Annotated in this window: 19 protein-coding genes and 1 other annotated feature (1 of these 20 running past the window's edge); of the genes, 6 read left to right on the top strand and 13 right to left on the bottom strand. The window is 37.2% G+C overall.

The window, feature by feature from the left end; translation table 11 throughout:
• The first annotated feature begins 79 nt into the window (after window positions 1-79).
• Window positions 80-877 (top strand): M15 family metallopeptidase, encoded by a 798-nt coding sequence (locus tag LZ480_RS06155; RefSeq protein WP_241368500.1) that lies wholly within the window; start codon window positions 80-82, stop codon window positions 875-877.
• Window positions 878-1,323: 446 nt separating this feature from the next.
• Here LZ480_RS06155 and LZ480_RS06150 read toward each other — a convergent pair whose 3' ends face one another.
• A complete protein-coding gene (locus LZ480_RS06150; protein ID WP_241368499.1) occupies window positions 1,324-2,352 on the bottom strand; it encodes an NAD(P)/FAD-dependent oxidoreductase in 1,029 nt (342 codons plus the stop codon).
• 250 nt (window positions 2,353-2,602) lie between these two features.
• On the opposite strand from LZ480_RS06150, the gene LZ480_RS06145 reads away from it, so the two are divergent.
• Genes LZ480_RS06145 through LZ480_RS06130 form a run of 4 tightly spaced genes read left to right on the top strand, consistent with a single transcriptional unit; the run spans window position 2,603 to window position 6,518 of the window.
• Entirely contained in the window at window positions 2,603-3,655 is a 1,053-nt protein-coding gene (locus tag LZ480_RS06145; protein ID WP_241368498.1) for an iron-siderophore ABC transporter substrate-binding protein, read from the top strand.
• Window positions 3,656-3,657: 2 nt separating this feature from the next.
• Window positions 3,658-4,692 (top strand): FecCD family ABC transporter permease, encoded by a 1,035-nt coding sequence (locus tag LZ480_RS06140; RefSeq protein ID WP_241368667.1) that lies wholly within the window; start codon window positions 3,658-3,660, stop codon window positions 4,690-4,692.
• On the top strand, window positions 4,689-5,720 hold the full coding sequence (locus LZ480_RS06135; protein WP_241368497.1) for a FecCD family ABC transporter permease: 1,032 nt from the start codon (window positions 4,689-4,691) through the stop codon (window positions 5,718-5,720). Before LZ480_RS06140 ends, LZ480_RS06135 begins: the two co-directional genes overlap by 4 nt.
• Window positions 5,721-6,518, top strand: coding sequence for an ABC transporter ATP-binding protein (locus tag LZ480_RS06130; RefSeq protein ID WP_241368496.1), 798 nt, complete (start codon window positions 5,721-5,723; stop codon window positions 6,516-6,518).
• A gap of 52 nt (window positions 6,519-6,570) precedes the next feature.
• Here the strand turns inward: LZ480_RS06130 and bioB are convergent, their stop codons facing one another.
• Together bioB and LZ480_RS06120 are read right to left on the bottom strand one after the other, a co-directional pair.
• The gene (gene bioB / locus LZ480_RS06125) at window positions 6,571-7,566 is read right to left on the bottom strand and encodes a biotin synthase BioB (RefSeq protein WP_241368495.1); all 996 of its coding nucleotides are present in this window, start codon (window positions 7,564-7,566) and stop codon (window positions 6,571-6,573) included.
• A gap of 13 nt (window positions 7,567-7,579) precedes the next feature.
• Window positions 7,580-8,173: a biotin transporter BioY gene (locus tag LZ480_RS06120; protein ID WP_241368494.1), complete on the bottom strand. Its 594-nt coding sequence runs from the start codon at window positions 8,171-8,173 to the stop codon at window positions 7,580-7,582.
• Between the two features lie 385 nt (window positions 8,174-8,558).
• Between LZ480_RS06120 and LZ480_RS06115 the strand changes: the two genes are divergently transcribed.
• Window positions 8,559-9,083 (top strand): P-loop NTPase family protein, encoded by a 525-nt coding sequence (locus LZ480_RS06115; protein WP_241368493.1) that lies wholly within the window; start codon window positions 8,559-8,561, stop codon window positions 9,081-9,083.
• An 87-nt stretch (window positions 9,084-9,170) separates the two neighbouring features.
• Here the strand turns inward: LZ480_RS06115 and LZ480_RS06110 are convergent, their stop codons facing one another.
• The 10 genes from LZ480_RS06110 to metG form a co-directional block, all read right to left on the bottom strand.
• Entirely contained in the window at window positions 9,171-10,319 is a 1,149-nt protein-coding gene (locus LZ480_RS06110) for a DUF2812 domain-containing protein (RefSeq protein WP_241368492.1), read from the bottom strand.
• 304 nt (window positions 10,320-10,623) lie between these two features.
• The gene (locus LZ480_RS06105) at window positions 10,624-10,863 is read right to left on the bottom strand and encodes a hypothetical protein (protein WP_241368491.1); all 240 of its coding nucleotides are present in this window, start codon (window positions 10,861-10,863) and stop codon (window positions 10,624-10,626) included.
• A complete protein-coding gene (locus LZ480_RS06100) occupies window positions 10,836-11,300 on the bottom strand; it encodes a DUF2812 domain-containing protein (RefSeq protein WP_241368490.1) in 465 nt (154 codons plus the stop codon). Before LZ480_RS06100 ends, LZ480_RS06105 begins: the two co-directional genes overlap by 28 nt.
• 8 nt (window positions 11,301-11,308) lie before the next feature.
• Entirely contained in the window at window positions 11,309-11,863 is a 555-nt protein-coding gene (locus LZ480_RS06095; RefSeq protein WP_241368489.1) for a histidine phosphatase family protein, read from the bottom strand.
• Window positions 11,864-11,872: 9 nt separating this feature from the next.
• The gene (locus LZ480_RS06090) at window positions 11,873-12,331 is read right to left on the bottom strand and encodes a class I tRNA ligase family protein (protein ID WP_241368488.1); all 459 of its coding nucleotides are present in this window, start codon (window positions 12,329-12,331) and stop codon (window positions 11,873-11,875) included.
• A gap of 256 nt (window positions 12,332-12,587) precedes the next feature.
• Window positions 12,588-13,034, bottom strand: a complete 447-nt coding sequence (locus LZ480_RS06085; RefSeq protein WP_241368487.1) for an ATP-binding protein — start codon at window positions 13,032-13,034, stop codon at window positions 12,588-12,590.
• 349 nt (window positions 13,035-13,383) lie between these two features.
• On the bottom strand, window positions 13,384-13,914 hold the full coding sequence (locus LZ480_RS06080) for a GNAT family N-acetyltransferase (protein ID WP_241368486.1): 531 nt from the start codon (window positions 13,912-13,914) through the stop codon (window positions 13,384-13,386).
• 106 nt (window positions 13,915-14,020) lie between these two features.
• A complete protein-coding gene (locus LZ480_RS06075; RefSeq protein ID WP_241368485.1) occupies window positions 14,021-14,515 on the bottom strand; it encodes a hypothetical protein in 495 nt (164 codons plus the stop codon).
• Between the two features lie 302 nt (window positions 14,516-14,817).
• Window positions 14,818-16,002: an FtsW/RodA/SpoVE family cell cycle protein gene (locus tag LZ480_RS06070; RefSeq protein WP_241368484.1), complete on the bottom strand. Its 1,185-nt coding sequence runs from the start codon at window positions 16,000-16,002 to the stop codon at window positions 14,818-14,820.
• A 519-nt stretch (window positions 16,003-16,521) separates the two neighbouring features.
• Window positions 16,522-18,156, bottom strand: coding sequence for a methionine--tRNA ligase (metG, locus tag LZ480_RS06065; RefSeq protein ID WP_241368483.1), 1,635 nt, complete (start codon window positions 18,154-18,156; stop codon window positions 16,522-16,524).
• A gap of 115 nt (window positions 18,157-18,271) precedes the next feature.
• Window positions 18,272-18,285 (bottom strand) — a binding site (T-box leader) (it continues 229 nt past the right edge of the window).

The following is an 18,285-nucleotide window of genomic DNA, read 5'->3' as shown; positions in this document are numbered from 1 at the left end:
CTTCATAAATTCTTAAGAATTTCCATCACATAATATTAAGTTTTGTACTTTATGCTAGTATCAAAGGAGAGTTATCAATATGAAAAAACTATTATTCGCCATTATAATTGCCGTAATTGGCTATCAATTTTTTACAAAAGAACAAGTTGCAGCACCTGACTTACCTCAAACAATTCCACTCGAAACCTTTGCGATTTCAAGTGGCGATCTTGTATTAGTTAATCGAGATACCCAGCTGCAACAAGACCCAACAAACCTAGCCCAAATACCGACAGATATCGCTGCAAATGTTGTTGTCGATTCAAAATTTATGCTTGAAAATCAAGTCATGCAGCCGTTACAACAGCTTTTCGAAGCCGCACAGCAAGATGACATTCATCATTTTATTATTAACAGTGCATATCGTAGCGGACAATTACAGCAGCAATTATTCGAGGAAAATGGTGCTGCCTATGCGCTACCTTCTGGCTTCAGTGAACATCAGACAGGGCTCTCACTCGATATCGGCTCTACTGCAGGGAAAATGGAAAATACCGCTGAAGGAAAATGGCTCGAACAAAATGCCCCGAAATTCGGCTTTATTCTACGTTATCCGAAGCATAAAGTCGACGTAACGGACATCAATTATGAGCCATGGCATTTTCGCTATGTTGGCTTACCGCATAGCGTGACGATGCAGGAAAAGGATTTTGCGCTTGAAGAATACATTAGTTATTTAAAAAAGGAACAATCCTATACAACAAAAGTAAATGACACAACGTATTTCGTACAGTATACGACGAACTCGACAACTGTTAACATCCCGAACACGAGCATCTTCAACGTTTCTGGTGACAACCAAAACGGCTATATAATTACTTCAATTATAGAAGAATAATGTGGAGGTGCATCACCTTAGTTTGGGGATGAAATACTTTTCAATAATAAGTCGATTCAATTTGATTCATAAGCGCTTGTCCTTGTACACTTGCAAGGATAATAAAGGTAATGAATGGTGATTCGAGCGTATATTTCGAAAAGCGAGCATATCCTCATTAAATTCGAGCATAAACTCAAATATCCGATCATATATCACTCGATTTCGAGCATAAAACTCATAAAGCGCGCATACTTCACGTGAAACGGAATATATTGTATGCCTTTTTCAATTTTTAACTGCTGTTTGAAAAGATGAATCGTCGTGTATCCATTTAGGATGCGCGACGATTTTTATAGTTAAAAATTCGTAGCTAAACCATAAAAAATACCTGTAGTGAAGACACTCTCTTTCAAGTGTCTTCACTACAGGTATTATATTATCCCACGCTGCTTGGAGCTTAATGGTTATTTCATATCTACTAAAATTTTTTGATTACGATCTCTAAACTTCTCATTATGCGAAGACACCATCGCATAGCTATTGGCATCTGGCTCTAAATATTTCTTCGCGCTATTCACTGCTAGCACCGCATCGTTAAATGTCCCAACTAACAAATACACCTTGTCCGAATACGCAACAATATCACCTACCGCAAAAATACCTGGGGTTGTCGTCTGACATTGTCCTTCGCTTTCAAAGAGTTGATTGTCATTGCGCTTCGGTAAAATTCCTTGTGCAAAATCGAGTGACACTTCGCGGTTATAGCCGTGGCAAATAATAATATCATCCACCGTAACCGATTTATCTACATCCCCTTCACGAATGACAACATGCTCAATTGCTGTTTTTTCATCATTTGATACAAGCGACTGAATTTCAGTATTTAGTAAAATTTCAACTTGATGCTCTTTTAGTTTTTTCACCTGTGCTTCATGGGCTTTTAATTCGTCGCTGCGATAAATAACCGTAAGCTTTTTCGCAATCGGTAATAGCTCCACTGCCCAGTCTATTGCCGCGTTGCCACCACCTGAAATCAGGATATCCTTACCAGCAAAGCGCTCAATTCCGTTAATTGTATAATGTAAGTTAGTCATTTCATACTTTTCCGCACCTTCAATTTCAAGCTTGATTGGTTGGAAAATACCACCGCCAATTGCGATAATAACCGTTTTCGAATAATGCTTTTCCCCATTATTCGTTGAAATGACAAAGACATCATCTTGTTTTTCGATATGCTCTACTTTTGTATTTAGGCAAACAGTAGGCTCGAAAGTCATAGCCTGCTCGATTAATTGTCCAATAAATTTTTCTGCAACAATAGGTGGTTGTCCGCCAATATCCCATAGCATTTTTTCTAAGAAAATATTCACTTTTCCCCCTAAATACGGATGAAATTCGATAATTTTTGTTTTCAAATCGCGCATACCACTGTAAAACGCACTATATAATCCAGCAGGTCCTCCGCCGACAATTGTTACATCAAATACTTCCATATTGAACACTCCAATTAATTCAATTTTTTGTTCAAGTTCACTTTATCAATATAACTTCTCTAATAGATGACATTGATAATCTTTATCATTAAGATAACGTTTATTAAATAACTTGTCAATATTACGTATTTTTCATTCCAATTCCCAATAATTTATTGTTGACATTATTAAAATTTGGAGTAATACTTGAGTCACGATGGTATTGAGAATCTTTATCACCGAAATAGAAGTTTTGTGAGGTATAATAATAATGAAGAACAAAAAATCATTACTAACGCTAATATTCGCTTGCTTCATGGCAATCGTTTTAGCCGCTTGCTCAGATTCATCTGACAAAAAAACAACAACAGACAATAAAGATGGTGATACAGCATCAACTGAATCATCTGATCAACAATATCCAATTACTGTACAACATGCTTTTGGTGAAACAATTATCGAAGAAAAACCAGAACGCGTTGCAACAATCGCATGGGCAAACCATGACATCGCTTTAGCTTTAGGCACTGTTCCTGTAGGTTTCTCTGCAGCAAACTACGGTGTACAAGATGAAAGCGGTATGCTTCCTTGGACTGCTGAAGCATTAAAAGAATTAGGTGAAGAAAACCCGAACATCTACCAAGATACAGACGGTTTAGACTTTGAAGCAATTGCTGATTCTAACCCAGATGTGATCTTAGCAGCCTACTCTGGTATTACACAAGAAGAGTACGACACGCTAAGCCAAATCGCTCCAGTAATCGCCTACAAAGAAACTCCATGGGTAACTTCATGGCGTGACCAAGTAACATTAAATTCTGCTGGTATGGGTATGGAAAAAGAAGGTCAACAATTAATCGCGGATACTGAAAAATTAATCGCGGACAAAGCCAACGAATATTCAGCTATTAAAGGCAAAAAAGCAGCATTCGGTATGTTCAATGTAACAGACCTTTCAAAATTCTACATTTACACGCCTGGTGACCCACGTGGTGAATTCTTAACAGATTTAGGCATGGAATACCCAGAAAGCTTAAAAGCATTATCAACTGATGAAAGTTTCTATCTCGAGTTATCTGCTGAACATGCAGATGCATTAGCGGATGTTGAAATCTTTATCGCATATGGTGATAAAAATACCTTAAAAGCTTTACAAGCAGATCCGATTTTAGGTAAAATTCCTGCAATCGAAAAAGGCAATGTTGTCATCGTAGAAGACAACACACCACTTGCAGCAGCTGGTAACCCTAACCCACTATCGATTAAGTACACAATTGATGAGTACTTAACATTAATTTCGGATGTTGCGAAAAACATTCAGTAATGATGAACAATCTACAAGTTTCCGAACATAAGAAGCAATTACTACCGAAAAACATTGTAAAAGTAGTCGTTGTTCTAATCATATTACTTGCGCTAAGCATCATCGCATCGCTCGTATTCGGTTCTCGTACTATTGGCATGACTGGACTGATGGATGGATTACTTCATCCTGACGTTCAGTCACACGAGGCCAATGTTGTACGTCAGCGAATTGTACGAACGATTTTTTGTTTTATGGTTGGCGCTGCACTGGGCGTTTCTGGTGCACTTATGCAATCGGTTACCCGCAACCCAATAGCTGACCCAAGTATTTTAGGGGTTAATACGGGCGCATCGCTATTTGTTGTTTGCGGGATTGCTTTTTTCAATATTAGCTCTGCCAATGAATATATCTTTTTAGCGATAGCAGGTGCGGTACTCACTGCTATTTTTGTCTTTGGGGTTGGTTCGATGGGTGCAAGTGGTGCGACACCGCTGAAGCTCGTCCTTGCTGGTGCTGCGACAAGTGCGATTTTATCTTCGCTTGTTACAGCTGTTATGATTCCACGTTCAAACGTCATGGATCAGTTCCGTTTTTGGCAAGTTGGGAGTGTTGGCTCAGGGTCTTGGGATTCTATTTCGTTATTTATTCCGTTTTTAGTCATCGGATTACTCATAGCCCTCTTCACTGCCCCTGCCCTTAACGCACTCGCTTTAGGAGATGAAGTTGCGACAGGTCTTGGTGTTCGCACGGGAACAATTCGTTTGTTTGCTTCCCTTGGTGGTGTACTATTATGTGGTGCAGCTACAGCACTTGCTGGTCCAATCGGTTTTATCGGACTGTTAGCAACCCATCTAGTACGCCTTGTCATTGGGTCAGATGTACGCGTGCTTATTCCGCTATCGGCATTAACAGGTGGCATTATACTCATGATATCTGACGTATGTGGTCGTCTGCTTGGAAGTCCAGGCGAGCTGCAAGTGGGGATTTTAACAGCCTTTATCGGCGCACCGATTTTAATATATATTACAATGAAAGCGAAAGTGCGTAGCCTATGATAAACGAAACAATGACCTCCATAATGAAAGCAAGACAGCAGCGCACTAGACGATTTGTGCTAACAACATCAATTCTAGTATTACTAGCGCTAGCTTTATGTGCAACGATGCTTATGCTCGGAAATACGATCTATCCGGTAAAGGATGTTGTAGCTGTATTACTAGGTGAAGATATAAAGGGCGCTACATTTGCGGTTGGTACAATTCGCCTTCCTCGAATGCTTGCTGGTCTTTTTGCTGGCTTTGCGTTTGGTATCGGTGGCTATGTATTCCAAACGATGCTACGTAACCCACTGGCGAACCCAAATGTTATTGGGATAACGGCTGGTTCGAGCGCTGCTGCGGTATTTTGTATTATCATTTTACATGCAAGTAATACCGTTGTGTCGATCGCCTCAATTGTTGGTGGTTTAGCGACGACATTATTCATATACTTTTTAGCAAAAGGCACGAGTTTTTCAATCGGTCGCTTAATATTAATCGGCATTGGGATTCAAGCGATGCTGAATGCGTTTATATCCTACTTAATGCTAATCGGAAAAACGCATGATCTTCCGACTGCCCTGCGCTGGTTAAGTGGTAGTTTAAACGGTGTGAAAATGGAGACATTAATGCCACTAATGATTGCGGTCGCGATTTTTACACCGCTACTACTCATTTTCTCAAAACGACTTGAAATGCTGGAGCTTGGTGAAGAAATGTCTATTTCACTTGGCGTCGATACAAATAAAACGCGTATTTTGTTAATTATTTGCGCGGTATTAGTACTTGCACTAGCAACTGCTGTGACAGGCCCGATTGCATTCGTTTCCTTTTTAGCTGGCCCGATTGCCAAACGCCTTGTTGGCAGCAACTTTTCTGCGCTCATTCCAGCCGGTTTAATCGGTGTTATTTTAGTATTGGCGTCTGATTTAATTGGTCAATTTGCCTTTACGACGAGATATCCAGTAGGTGTCATTACCGGCATTATTGGCGCACCATACTTGATTTACTTATTAATTCGCATCAATCGTAAAGGAGACATATAAATGACGCAGCATACACTACAGGCACAACAATTACATGCCGGCTATGAGCAAAAAATCATTTTAAATGACGTCAGTTTAAGTATTCCACAAAATAAAATTAGCATCATTATTGGGGCAAACGGCTGCGGTAAATCGACATTACTAAAAACGATGGCACGTCTTATAAAGCCTGCCAATGGTGAAGTTGTGCTCGATGGTAAATCCATACATCAAATGCCACCAAAACAGCTTGCCAAAACGCTTGGATTACTACCACAATCCCCTGTCGTACCTGAAGGCATTACCGTTGTGGATTTAGTTGGTCGTGGGCGTTTCCCTCACCAAAAGCTTTTTGGTAGCTGGTCGAAAAAGGATTATGAAGCGGTCGCCGAAGCGTTAGAAATGATGAATATTACAGAATTTGCTGATCGAAACATCGATGAATTATCTGGCGGTCAACGTCAACGTGTGTGGATTGCGATGGCACTTGCCCAGCAAACTGACATCTTATTTTTAGACGAACCAACAACTTACTTAGACATTACGTATCAGGTCGAAATTTTAGATTTATTAACAGACTTAAATAAAAAGTATGGCACAACGATTGTGATGGTATTGCACGATATTAATTTATCCGCGCGCTATGCTGACTATTTATTTACAATGAAACGAGGTCAGTTAATCGCAGAAGGTGCACCGAAAGACATTGTAACGAGTGCATTGATTAAAGAAACGTTTCAATTAGAATGCTCGGTGATTAATGACCCTGTGTCTGATACGCCACTCATTCTTCCAATTGGGCGACATCATGCAAAATAAGAGGGTGTATTCCGCGCTACATCATGCGGAATACACCCTCATTTATTTATGATTACGCTTGCAATGCTGCTTGTTTTTCATTGACTTCAATTTCAAAGCCTAAATCGCGAATCAGCGCATAATCTGCATTTTCTTCTTGTCCTTCTGTTGTTAAATAATCCCCTACAAAAATACTATTTGCGGCATACATTCCAAGAGGTTGTAACGAACCTAAATTGATTTCACGTCCACCCGCAATTCGAATTTCCTTCGTTGGATTGATGTAACGGAATAAGGCCAAAACTTTTAAACAATAGCGCGGATCTAGTTCCTTTGTACCTTCTAACTTTGTACCATCAATCGCATTTAAAAAATTGACCGGTATGGAATCGGCATCAAGCGCATGCAGTGCATAGGCGATTTCGACAACATCTTGCTTTGTTTCGCGCATGCCGATAATAGCACCCGAACAAGGCGACATACCATGCTGCTTCGCAATTTCAACTGTATTGACACGATCTTGGTATGTATGCGAAGTCGTAATATAATCATGATGCTTTTCAGACGTATTTAAATTGTGATTGTAACGATCGACACCTGCCGTTTTTAGCTGATCGGCCTGTTCATCTTTTAATAACCCTAAGCAGGCACATACTTTTAATCCGTATTTTTCTTTAATTTCCTGAACCGCTTCACTAACAACATTCACATCTTTGCGCGTTGGTCCACGTCCACTGGCAACAATGCAAAACGTACCAATTTGATTTTCAAATGCTTGCTTCGCACCTGCTAAAATTTCTTCTTTTGTAATAAACGGATATTTTTCGATCGGCGCCGTAGAGATGGAAGATTGCGAGCAATAGCCACAGTTTTCAGGACAATAGCCACTCTTGGCATTCATAATCATATTTAATTTTACTTTTTTACCGTAATAATGTTTTCGAATCGTAAATGCGCCTTGCATAAGCAGCAATAATTCATCATCAGATGCATGTAAAATGGCTAATGCTTCATCATTTGATAATAATTTTCCCTCTAGAACTTCTTCAGCTAATTGAACCCAATTCATATTTCATTTCCCCCTATTTTACCGGTAAAATTTTCAATACTTTTTGTAAACGATAAGCAAAAACCCCTGCAAAGATTGCTAATACAAAATCTTTTGGCATCGGTGGAATCATCCATAACCATGCCATGCCATATGAAAATTCATCTGGTGCACTTGCCCATAATTTATAAGCAGCATACATCCAGTTCGTACCTAAAATATAATTTAATATAGTCGCGATTAACGCAGCCGCGATAAAAGCAATGCGCGTTTGGTATTTTTCTACAATAACACCTGCCACATAGGCGATTAAGATGAATGTTGCGATAAAGCCAAATGTTGGTGATAAAATTGCTGAAAATCCACCGTTAAATTTCGCAAAAACAGGTGCACCTGCAAGTCCAATAAGCATGTAAACTGTACAAGCGATTGCCCCACGCTTTTTTCCAAGCACTAAGCCCGCGAGCACCGCAAAAAAGGTTTGCAACGTAATGGGTACGCCACCTACTGTTAAAAATGGAGCAAATGATGTAATGTTTGCCCCAATCATCATAAGCGTTGAAAATAAACCACAATACACTAAGTCAATTGTTTTCCAAGATGCGTTTGATCGTGATACTGATTCCATAATGGCCTCCTACTTTGTGTTAACCTTATTTTTTTATAAGTTAACGTAAATATAAAGTAACAGGTTTTTTACGTCAACCTTTTTTACAAAAAAGTTAACACAATTCAATTAGTGCTCTACGAAATTCATGTCAAAGTTTGCTAGTTGAAATTGAATTTCGCTACTTCATTGCATAAGTTACTTTTTAGGCAGTCAGTTGCAAAAATTTATTTCGAGTAAGCTAAACTGTAATCACTAATAAGAAAAAAGCACCCTCACTGCATGCTAAATAAAGAATTTGCTTTGAAATAAAGACATTGAATTGGATCATTCAACATCAAAATTAAAGGATAATAATTTCACAATAGAGAATGGATACTGTTAGACTAAAAATAAAGGTGAGGTTATGAAGAAACAAACCATTCAAAAAATACATATTTATGGCTCTGTCGGGAGTGGCAAAACAACATTGGCTAAAAAGTTATCTGAAATAACGGGAATCCCATATTATGAAATAGATAATGCTGTATGGATCAGATACCCCTCTGGAGATATACGAAGAACTGACCAAGAAATTGAACGAAATTTACAATCAATCGTTCAAACAAATAGTTGGATTATTGAAGGGGTACATACGAAGGATTGGGTAAATCAAAGTTGGCAGCACGCGGATGTCATAGTATTTCTCAATACGAGCTATTTTACTCGAACGTTACGGATTATTAAGCGTTTCATAAAGCAAAAGCTAGGAATTGAAAAAGCAAATTATCAACCGTCATTTAAGCTATTTTTGAATATGTTTAAATGGAATAAACAATTTGAAAAAGTAGACAAAGTACGATTTTTACAAATTACAGAGATGTATAAGGAAAAACAAATTATCATCAATAACAGACAAGATTTGAACAATTGGATGAACAGTTTGCGATAATTTTGCTCAACTAAAAGGGAGTTGTTTGGAAATAAAATTCCAAACAACTCCCTAGCTTACTTTTTAACTTTAACCCACTTGCTAACCTTATAAATTTTCTAAAGCTTTCAAAATTGTCTCGATACTTGCTTCCCCAAGATAGTCGACATACTGCACCCTATTATCCTTTTTCGTTAATATGCGAACAGTATCCTTATATATTTTTTCCACAAGCACTCGATCAAACGCTGTATGCGACAATTCGGAATCGTTTTCAAATCGATAATAGGTTACCCATTCATCAAACAAGGCAGTTGCTATGCTTGGCATGGTACATTCAATCACTCGAAACTTGAGCTGGGGCGAATAGTTTGCTTGATTTTCTACTGTTAAGTACACATTTTCTCTCAATTCATATTGAATGGGCGCAAATATTGACCAGTTTTTCATGAGCGAATTTTTCCAATCGATATCGTCTGCCATCATTTCATTTCTTGTTAGTTTTACAGGCTTTTCAATCATTTCTAAACGTAAGAGCGGTAAGTCCCCGGTGTTTGTAGGTAAGGTTTCGTAGTCACGATTGTTCACCTGCTTCAATAAGATCAACACGATTGCCGCCACAATCGCAAAGTAACCAATTTTCCAAATATATTTTTTCACACTGGATGAACGCCAATTCGCTCGGTAATCAAATGCAATTCCTTGTTCAAGCTGCTTTTTGATGCGCCGTATCATCAATAATTCACGCGAATAAATAATGCCAATGCAACTATACACCAAAATAAGGGAAAACGAACTTAACGAATAGCCTTCAATGAGATTTGTAATAGGCTTTGACCCATTCAAAAATAATGTAACGGCCAAAGCTAACATAACAACGATTGCCACACTGTAGATGATTATTTGGTTAGTGATCTTCTTTAAAACCCCTTCAAATGATGCTGCTTGTTCGGTTAAAACCTCAATCTCCGTCGTGGCATCAGCTTGTTGTGAGCAAAAAATATGGTAATACTCATAACTGACAACGTATTGCCAACCTTCTTGTTCCAATGCTTTCGTATTTGTTGGGAAATTATCTTTTTCATGCATGATAATCATGCGATATTCAAGATCTTGCGGCTCCGTTTTTTGAAATGTTGCCATGAAGCTATTGATTTTTTCAAGCTTTAGGCCGTGCTGTGCCTGTTCGGTAAACCAACTCTCCATCTGACCACGCTGCCATAATTCCACTGGCACGAGCTTTCTTTTTTTTCGCATGACATCAGCCTCCTTTCTATTATTGTAAAATAGCGGTAGATGATGTTCAATCTGAAAAAGTAAATACTACCAATTGGATAAGGGGTTTTTGTGCCTTTTAACTTCACCTGATTAAAACGGTAACAATTAGGAATTCGATCGTATTTTTAAAAATTCGCACGTATACCTCAAAAATCGCACGTATTTTCCAAAAGCCGCACATAAAACCCGAAAAATCGCACGTATCCAATAAATTTCGATTATTTGGTAGCCCAAATAAAGCCGATTGGGAAAATCCCCCCTATGTTTCATTGATAAGCCTTGATTATAATAGCTTTTCTAAAGCATTCAAAATCGTCTCAATCGTTGCTTCTCCCCGATAATCGACATACTGCACCCGATTATCCTTTATTGCTAAAATGCGTGTAGAATCCGCATATATTTTTTCCACAAGCACTTGATCAAACGCCATGTGCGACAATTCGGTGTCGTTTTCAAATCGATAATACGTTACCCATTCATCAAACAATGCGTTTGCTAAGCTTGGCACAGTACATTCAACCACTCGGAAATCGCCTCAACATCCATAAATAAAGCAATGACTAGGCCAATAAACGCCACAATCATCAAAACATTAAACAGAAGCCTCTTACGCAAATCCAGCAAAATGCCCGAAAAAGATTGTGCCTGCTTCATTAAATCTTTTTCAATCTCCGTTGTCGCATCTGCCTGCTGTGAGCAAAAAATATGATAATACTGATGACTTGTCACATAGTCCCAACCTGCTTGTTCGAGTTCCTGGGTATTCGTAGGTGTGGTGTCTTTTTCAGGCATGACGATCATACGGTATTCCAAATTTTGTGGCTCTGCTAGTCGAAACGTTGCCCTGAAGCTACTCAATTTTTCAAGTATTCGTCCATTTTGAGCTTGTTCGATAAGCCAGCTTTCGATTTTCCAAATGTTCCATAATTCAAAAGGTACCCGCTTACGTTTTGTATCCATAACCCCCCCTATGTTATGACTACTTTTTCTACAGTCACCAACTGATTATGCAAAAATTCGGCCTTAATCACATCTGGCATCGCTAACCCCTTCCAAAAATCGAATCCATATTGATGATCAAATGCCTGTAACATAAGCGTTAAAATATTGCCGTGTGTACCGATGACAATCACTTCATTTTCATGCTGTTTTAGTAATTCCCTAAACACTGGAACTGCACGATTTTGTGCATCAATATTTGATTCACCACCTGGATAGAAAAAATGCGGGTTTTCCCACACTTTGATAATCGCTTCGTCAAAATTTTCAACTGGCGGATTACTTAATAGCCGTTCGTTTAATGCTTCAATCTGCGTAATACTTAGATTTTTTGTTTCTGCAATCGGCTCAATCGTTTGCACCGCACGCAAGTAACTACTCGCATACATTGCCTGCACATCAATTGTTTCAAAGAGCTCGACTAACTTTATAGCTTCCACTCGCCCCGCTTCAGAAATTGGACGTTTGTATTCATCTGGTGTATATACGGAATGTGCATGGCGCACAAAATAGACGATTGTCATAGGTCCCCCCTATTTTTCATTTGCAGCTAATTTTTCTAATTCCTCATCAATTTGCTTCACATCGATTCGTTCATACAGTGGTACGACACTTACGATCGTTTGCGCCAATGTCTCTTGCGGTTCCCAAGCATCTCCGCGCACTTGCAACATGCCTTCAATCGCTTCACTTGCAAAAGGTAAAAACGGCTTTAACAGCACTGCAAAATTTTGAATAAGCATTGTACATGTTGTCATTGTTTTTTCACATGCGGCTAAATCTTCACGCACCGTAATCCACGGTTTTTCTTCATCAAAATAACGATTGGCCGCACGCACAAATTCAAAAATTGTATCGAGCGCCACTTTACTGGAACCCGCTTCCATTTTTTGTCCGACCTTTTCATATAATTCCACTACTTGCGCTTTTATTCCTTCATTCACTGCGACTTGCGGCACTTTGCCATCAAATGACTTCTCGATAAATTTCAACGTACGATTTACAAAATTCGCAAATGCTCCGAGCAACTCACTGTTATGACTATAAATAAACTCACACCACGAAAAGTCAGCATCTCGTGTTTCAGGCTAAGAACGCTGAAAAATCAACATTCTTGGTGGTTCTTTTAAAAACCGCACTTACTTATGATACGGTTCTCCGTAATGGTACTAAGTGAGGTATTCATGCTGTAAATTATCTTTAATAAATAGAAGGGTGCCTTTACCTAATCATAAAATCAGACTATCCCTACGAATTGTTTCTGTACGGCAGACACTCTTTTCCTTGCCTAATGGTTGCTGTACCCTTCGTAGTTGTATAAGGCGGTGTTTCCGGCAAAACGTTCATAACCAATAGCCGGATTGAATGATCTTTATAAAATATTTCATCAAATGAAGGGGTTATGTGAGGATCCGTATTTTCAAATATCCTTTTTTGTAATTCTTCTATGTCTACATCAAATGGAATCCCTATCAAAACATTGTCTATTCCCTGCATTTTGTCGGCCACGCCGAAAACAACGCTGCCCCCGCCGCCATTTGCCATACAAACAGCGTATTTAATCATTTTATTGATGTTTTCCTCCACAGCACTAAAATTCCATTGTTTAAAATCTAGGTCCTGTGCCTCAAAATCATCTGCAATATGATGATCCAGTTGCTGAATGATCTCCATGATTTCGCTTTTATTCTTCATAAGAATATCCTCCTTTCCAGCAAAATCGATCTATATACCTTGCAAATACCAATGCTTATACAAAAAAGGCAGTCCCTTATTACAAATACACTTGTGGAAACTACCTCTTATTATATTTATATGTTTGTTTCGTCATGGCTGTTTATAAGCTTTTTGAAATTGCACGGTGGCTCCAAATAAGCCAAAGAAATTGTCAAATGTATTTTACATACCCTTTGGCTTATACGTCATTAAATACCTGACAGTTCTTGTACTAAACTGCCCCGTTAGTTCAATAAGAAAAAAGAGCTGCATATGCAACTCAATGACCTTCAAGTAAAGCATACTTTAGTGGAATAAGTTTGTTGCATTACTTTCTCCATTCATATTCTAAAACACTGTATAATAATGAGTCTCGCCAGCCATTTTTAATTAACAAGTCTTCACGAATTTTACCTTCTTTTATCATTCCGACTTTCTCCAAAACTTTTGATGATCCAATATTTCTTGGATCGCAAGTTGCATATATACGATGAAGATTAAGTATATCAAATCCAAAATCAATTAGTAGAGTAGCAACTTCTGTTGCAATACCTTTTCCCCAATAAATTGGATTCACAATATATGCGATTTCTCCTGCTTTGTTAGTGACATTTCTTATGTTAAACTCCCCAGCACCAATCATATTACCATCATATATAATTGCAAATACAAACCTTTTCCTCGGTACTTGCCGTGAATCTCTTATTACTTGATTTACAAAATCAATGGATTCCTGTTCGGTATTTGGTCCCCAAGGTTGATATTGACAAACTATTTCTTGTGATGCATATTTATGTACATCTATCCAATCACTTTCAATAATTTCCCTTAGTACTAACCTTTCATTTGAAAGCTCCATTAATAACCCTCCTTTGTTATATCTTTGAATATATACTTATTCCACTAACCTGCCCCGTTAGTTTAATAAGAATAGCGACGCTCATTAAACAATCGCGAATTATTGCTTAGTTTTTGTTGTCTAGCTCATACAAATCTATAATTTCTTTGTGTGCTATTCCATCATCTTGTCCTTCCCAATGAATCACCGCATATATTTTATCTATATCTTTAAACGTTATGGACTTTCCGTCTTTCGTTATTGGTGGTGGTCCTTCGATAGCTCCAGTATCAATCTCGTTTTTAAAATCTTCAGGTCCTGAGACTGCTTTACTTTGCAGGGTTATATATTTCTTGTTTATAACGGCGTTCATTTCAAAGACAAAATAATTAGTAGTGTAATCATTTTCTCTTGTTTTAAAACGAAGCTTACCATTTCCCGAATTAAGAATCCCTGAAGTCAGATCTACTTGATAACCATCTAACTCCCAATGGGGACTTTCTCCCGATAATCTTAAATGATAAAAGTCATTTGTGGCATTTCGATGATTCAAGTAGATAACAATGGCTAATAATACGAAAACAATGAATATCAGTACTGGATAAACGATTTTATGAACCAAAAGCTTTCTCACCCCTCTGCTCTCTTAAACAATCTAGCCCTATAGTTCAATAAGAAAAAAAGAGCTGCATATACAACTCAATTTTATTCAAGTAAAGCCCCCATTAGTTGAAGAACTTAATACATTTTAACAGCTTATATAAAATATTTTATAACGTACATTATAAATAATAAAAATATTAAACCTACACATAAGAAAGAATATATATGCGAAGTTGTAGTTGTTTTTGATTCATTAATACTATTCTCCATCTTTATTTAGTCAAACCATGACGGTTAAACATTCATATTGCAATATCAAACCTAATCATCCTCATCAATATCAAACAAATAGGACTGATGATGATAATGCATACTGAAAATAAAGCCAAGTGCGAGTGCATTACCCATTAATGAACTACCGCCATAACTAACAAACGGTAATGGAATACCTGTAATTGGTAATAACTGTATTGTCATACCAATATTTTCAAAGACATGAAATGTAATCATTGCAATAATCCCTGTGCAAATATATGTACTGTAAGGATCCTTTATTTTTATTGCAATTTTAATTAGATGATACATTAATAGAAAGTACATACAAATGACAAAGCTTGCGCCAATAAAACCCCATTCTTCACCAATAACTGTAAAAATGAAATCTGTATGATTTTCAACTACATATACTTCGCGATTTAGATAGCCTTTACCAAATATTTCACCAGATCCAATCGAATTCATGGAGGAAATTAGTTGAAATCCTTCATTGGAAGCGTAGGTATAAGGATCAAACCACGAATATATACGCCCCAATTTATATGGCTCAATGCCAAACGTATTCTTCAAAAAATCTTGCATGTTAAATACCATCCATATAATAAAACTACCGGCTGCTATTCCTACAGTTAATAATGGCGTAATTATCAACCAAGAAATTCCCGAAACGAGTATTAGAGCAATCGTAATGGCGATGAAAACAAGTGCAGATCCTAAATCATTTTGATCAAGTACAAGTAAAAATGGTACAACTAGTAGGCCCAAAATTTTAATTAATAAATAAAAGTCAGTTTTTAATGTGCGTAAATAGTGTTTATCATTATGCAAACTGATTGTTTTGGCACATGCCAATATGTAAAAAGTTTTCATGAATTCAGAAGGTTGAATATTGCCTAAAGGGGTATGATACCAACTTTTTGCCCCATTGATTATTTCTCCAATTTGTCCTTTTCCTTCTGGCATAAATATTAATGCGACGAGTAATAGAATACCAAAGCCATATAAATACCAAGTAATTTTTTTATATTGTTCAATATCTAAATACATGACACAAAGTATGATGAATCCTAAAATCCCGTAATAAATTACTTGCCTGGGAATAAAATTGATACCTGTATAACTAGTTGTTTGTGCAGAAGAAATAGCTAGTAAACTAATACAAAAAAAGGTAAATAAAATAGCAACTAATGTCCAATCAATTTTTTTCATGAAGTGGCTTTTTTTGTTCACTAGTTCACGTTCCTTTCATTTCTTTATATTTATTATAGCTAACGAACGAATTTCAAGAAAGTTCCTTTAGTGTTTAATAAATCCAAAAGTAAATATAGTCCAACTAACATGCTGGAGCATAGTTAAACAAAAAAAACCAAAGCATCGTTTAGTAACCATTCTTAAAATAATGTTATTCAATAATATGGCCCGATTGTTGATCACAAGTTAAACAACGCTATTGAACTAACCTGCCCCGTTAGTTTAATAAGAAAAAAGAGTTGCATATGCAACTCTTTGATCTTCAAGTAAAGCCCCCCGTTAGCCATCCATGAAGCGCAAGAATCACCACTTCACCACAGAGAATATAAGATTATTACGTTCTTTCATGGGAGTTGAACAAGAAATCTATCTTTAATTTTTAATTCCATCTTCAAAAGCCCAGCTAACTTCATTCTCAGTTCTGTTCTTTTATAATATTTAACACGTTAAGATAATTCAATCATCATTCCGAGAAAAATGATAACTTCTCATCATAATCTATCTTTCATTCTCCTGCATTTTCAATAATTCTTCATCAATTCGTTTCACATCAATACGCTCATATAGTGGCTGAATATTGCTGATACCTTGAGGTAATGTCGTTTTTACAGTCCAAGAATCCAACGAAGTATTTAACATTTGTTGAATTTCCTCACATGCAAATGGTAAAAATGGTTGCAATAATTGTGCTAAATTTTGGATTACAAAAACGCATGTTGCAAGTGTTTTTTCGCATTTCTCAGGTTGTTCATTGACCGTAATCCACGGTTTTTCCTCATCAAAATAACGATTTGAAGCCCGGATTAATTCAAAAACGGATTCCAATGCTGGTTTACTATTTCCTTGTTCAATGAATTCACCTACAAGCTCATATTGTTGTTGAACAAGCTTTTCCATTGTAGCGTTAATCGCCACTTGAGGTACTTTACCTGCGAAATATTTTTCAATAAATTTCAAATTGCGGTTCACAAAGTTAGCGAATGCACCTAAAAGTTCGCCATTGTGACTATAAATAAATTCTCTCCATGAAAAATCTGCATCTCGACTTTCTGGCGCATTAATTGTTAAAAAATAGCGCAATGAATCGGGATGGTAATTTTCTAACATATATGGTGCCCATACTGCCCAATTTAGACTAGTAGAAATTTTTCGCTTCTCAAGCGTTAAGTATTCATTGGATACAATATTTGTTGGTAGTCCTTTGTTTTCGATTCCCATTAAAATAGCCGGCCAAATCACACTATGGAATGGGATATTATCCTTGCCATGTACATAATATGCCTTAGTTTGCTCATTCCACCATTTCGATACGTCTTGTTGATGCAACTTGCCCCATTCGATACTCGCGGTATAATAGCCAGCAACTGCTTCAATCCAAACATAAATTTTCTTCCCTTCAAATCCAGCAACTGGTACATCAATTCCATTTGGTAAATCTCTTGTAACAGCACGATCAGGTAGCCCTTCTTGTAAATAGCGGTGTGTTAAATGAATCGCATTTTCTCGCCATCTTTTTTCTTGATGTGCTTGTTCAACAAATGTTTCAAGTTGTTTTTGAAATTTGCTAAATGCAAAATAAAAATGTTCCGTTTCTTTTATCTCTGGTTCATTTCCACATATTTTACAGCGTTTTTCATGCAAATCTAATGGGTCTAAAATTTTTGAACAATTATCACATTGATCACCACGCGCTTTTGCCCCACAATTTGGACAAATGCCTTCTACAAAACGATCCGGTAAAAACTGCTGATCAATCGAGCAATAGGCTTGTTCAATTTTCTTTGTATATAAGTGTCCATTTTTTAATAATTGTAGGAAAATCTTTTGTACCGATTCATGATGATGTTTTGCATCTGTGCGCGTATACAAATCATACGTAAAACCAAGGCGTTGAAACGTTTCAGCAAACTCTTGGTGATAGCGATCGGCAATTGCTGTAACGGTTGTATTTTCTTGATTAGCTCGAATGGAAATTGGCGTTCCATTACAATCACTTCCTGAAACGTATAACACTTCTTCACCTTTCAAACGATAATATCTTGCTAATATATCCCCTGGTAATAACGATGAAATATGTCCTAAATGCAGTGAGCCATTTGCATACGGCCAAGCGCCTCCAATTAAAATTGCCATTTACATTTCCTCCTAAAATTGTATTCAATAAAAGCGTTGAGATGTACGAATCCTTTTACAAATGCTTTCCCTCATTACGCAGTTGTAAAAAAAAAACGCCCTAACCGCAAAATGCGATTAGGACGAATA

This window comes from Solibacillus palustris, assembly GCF_022549215.1.
GTDB lineage: Bacteria > Bacillota > Bacilli > Bacillales_A > Planococcaceae > Solibacillus > Solibacillus daqui.
This window is presented reverse-complemented; position numbering and strand designations above follow the sequence as displayed.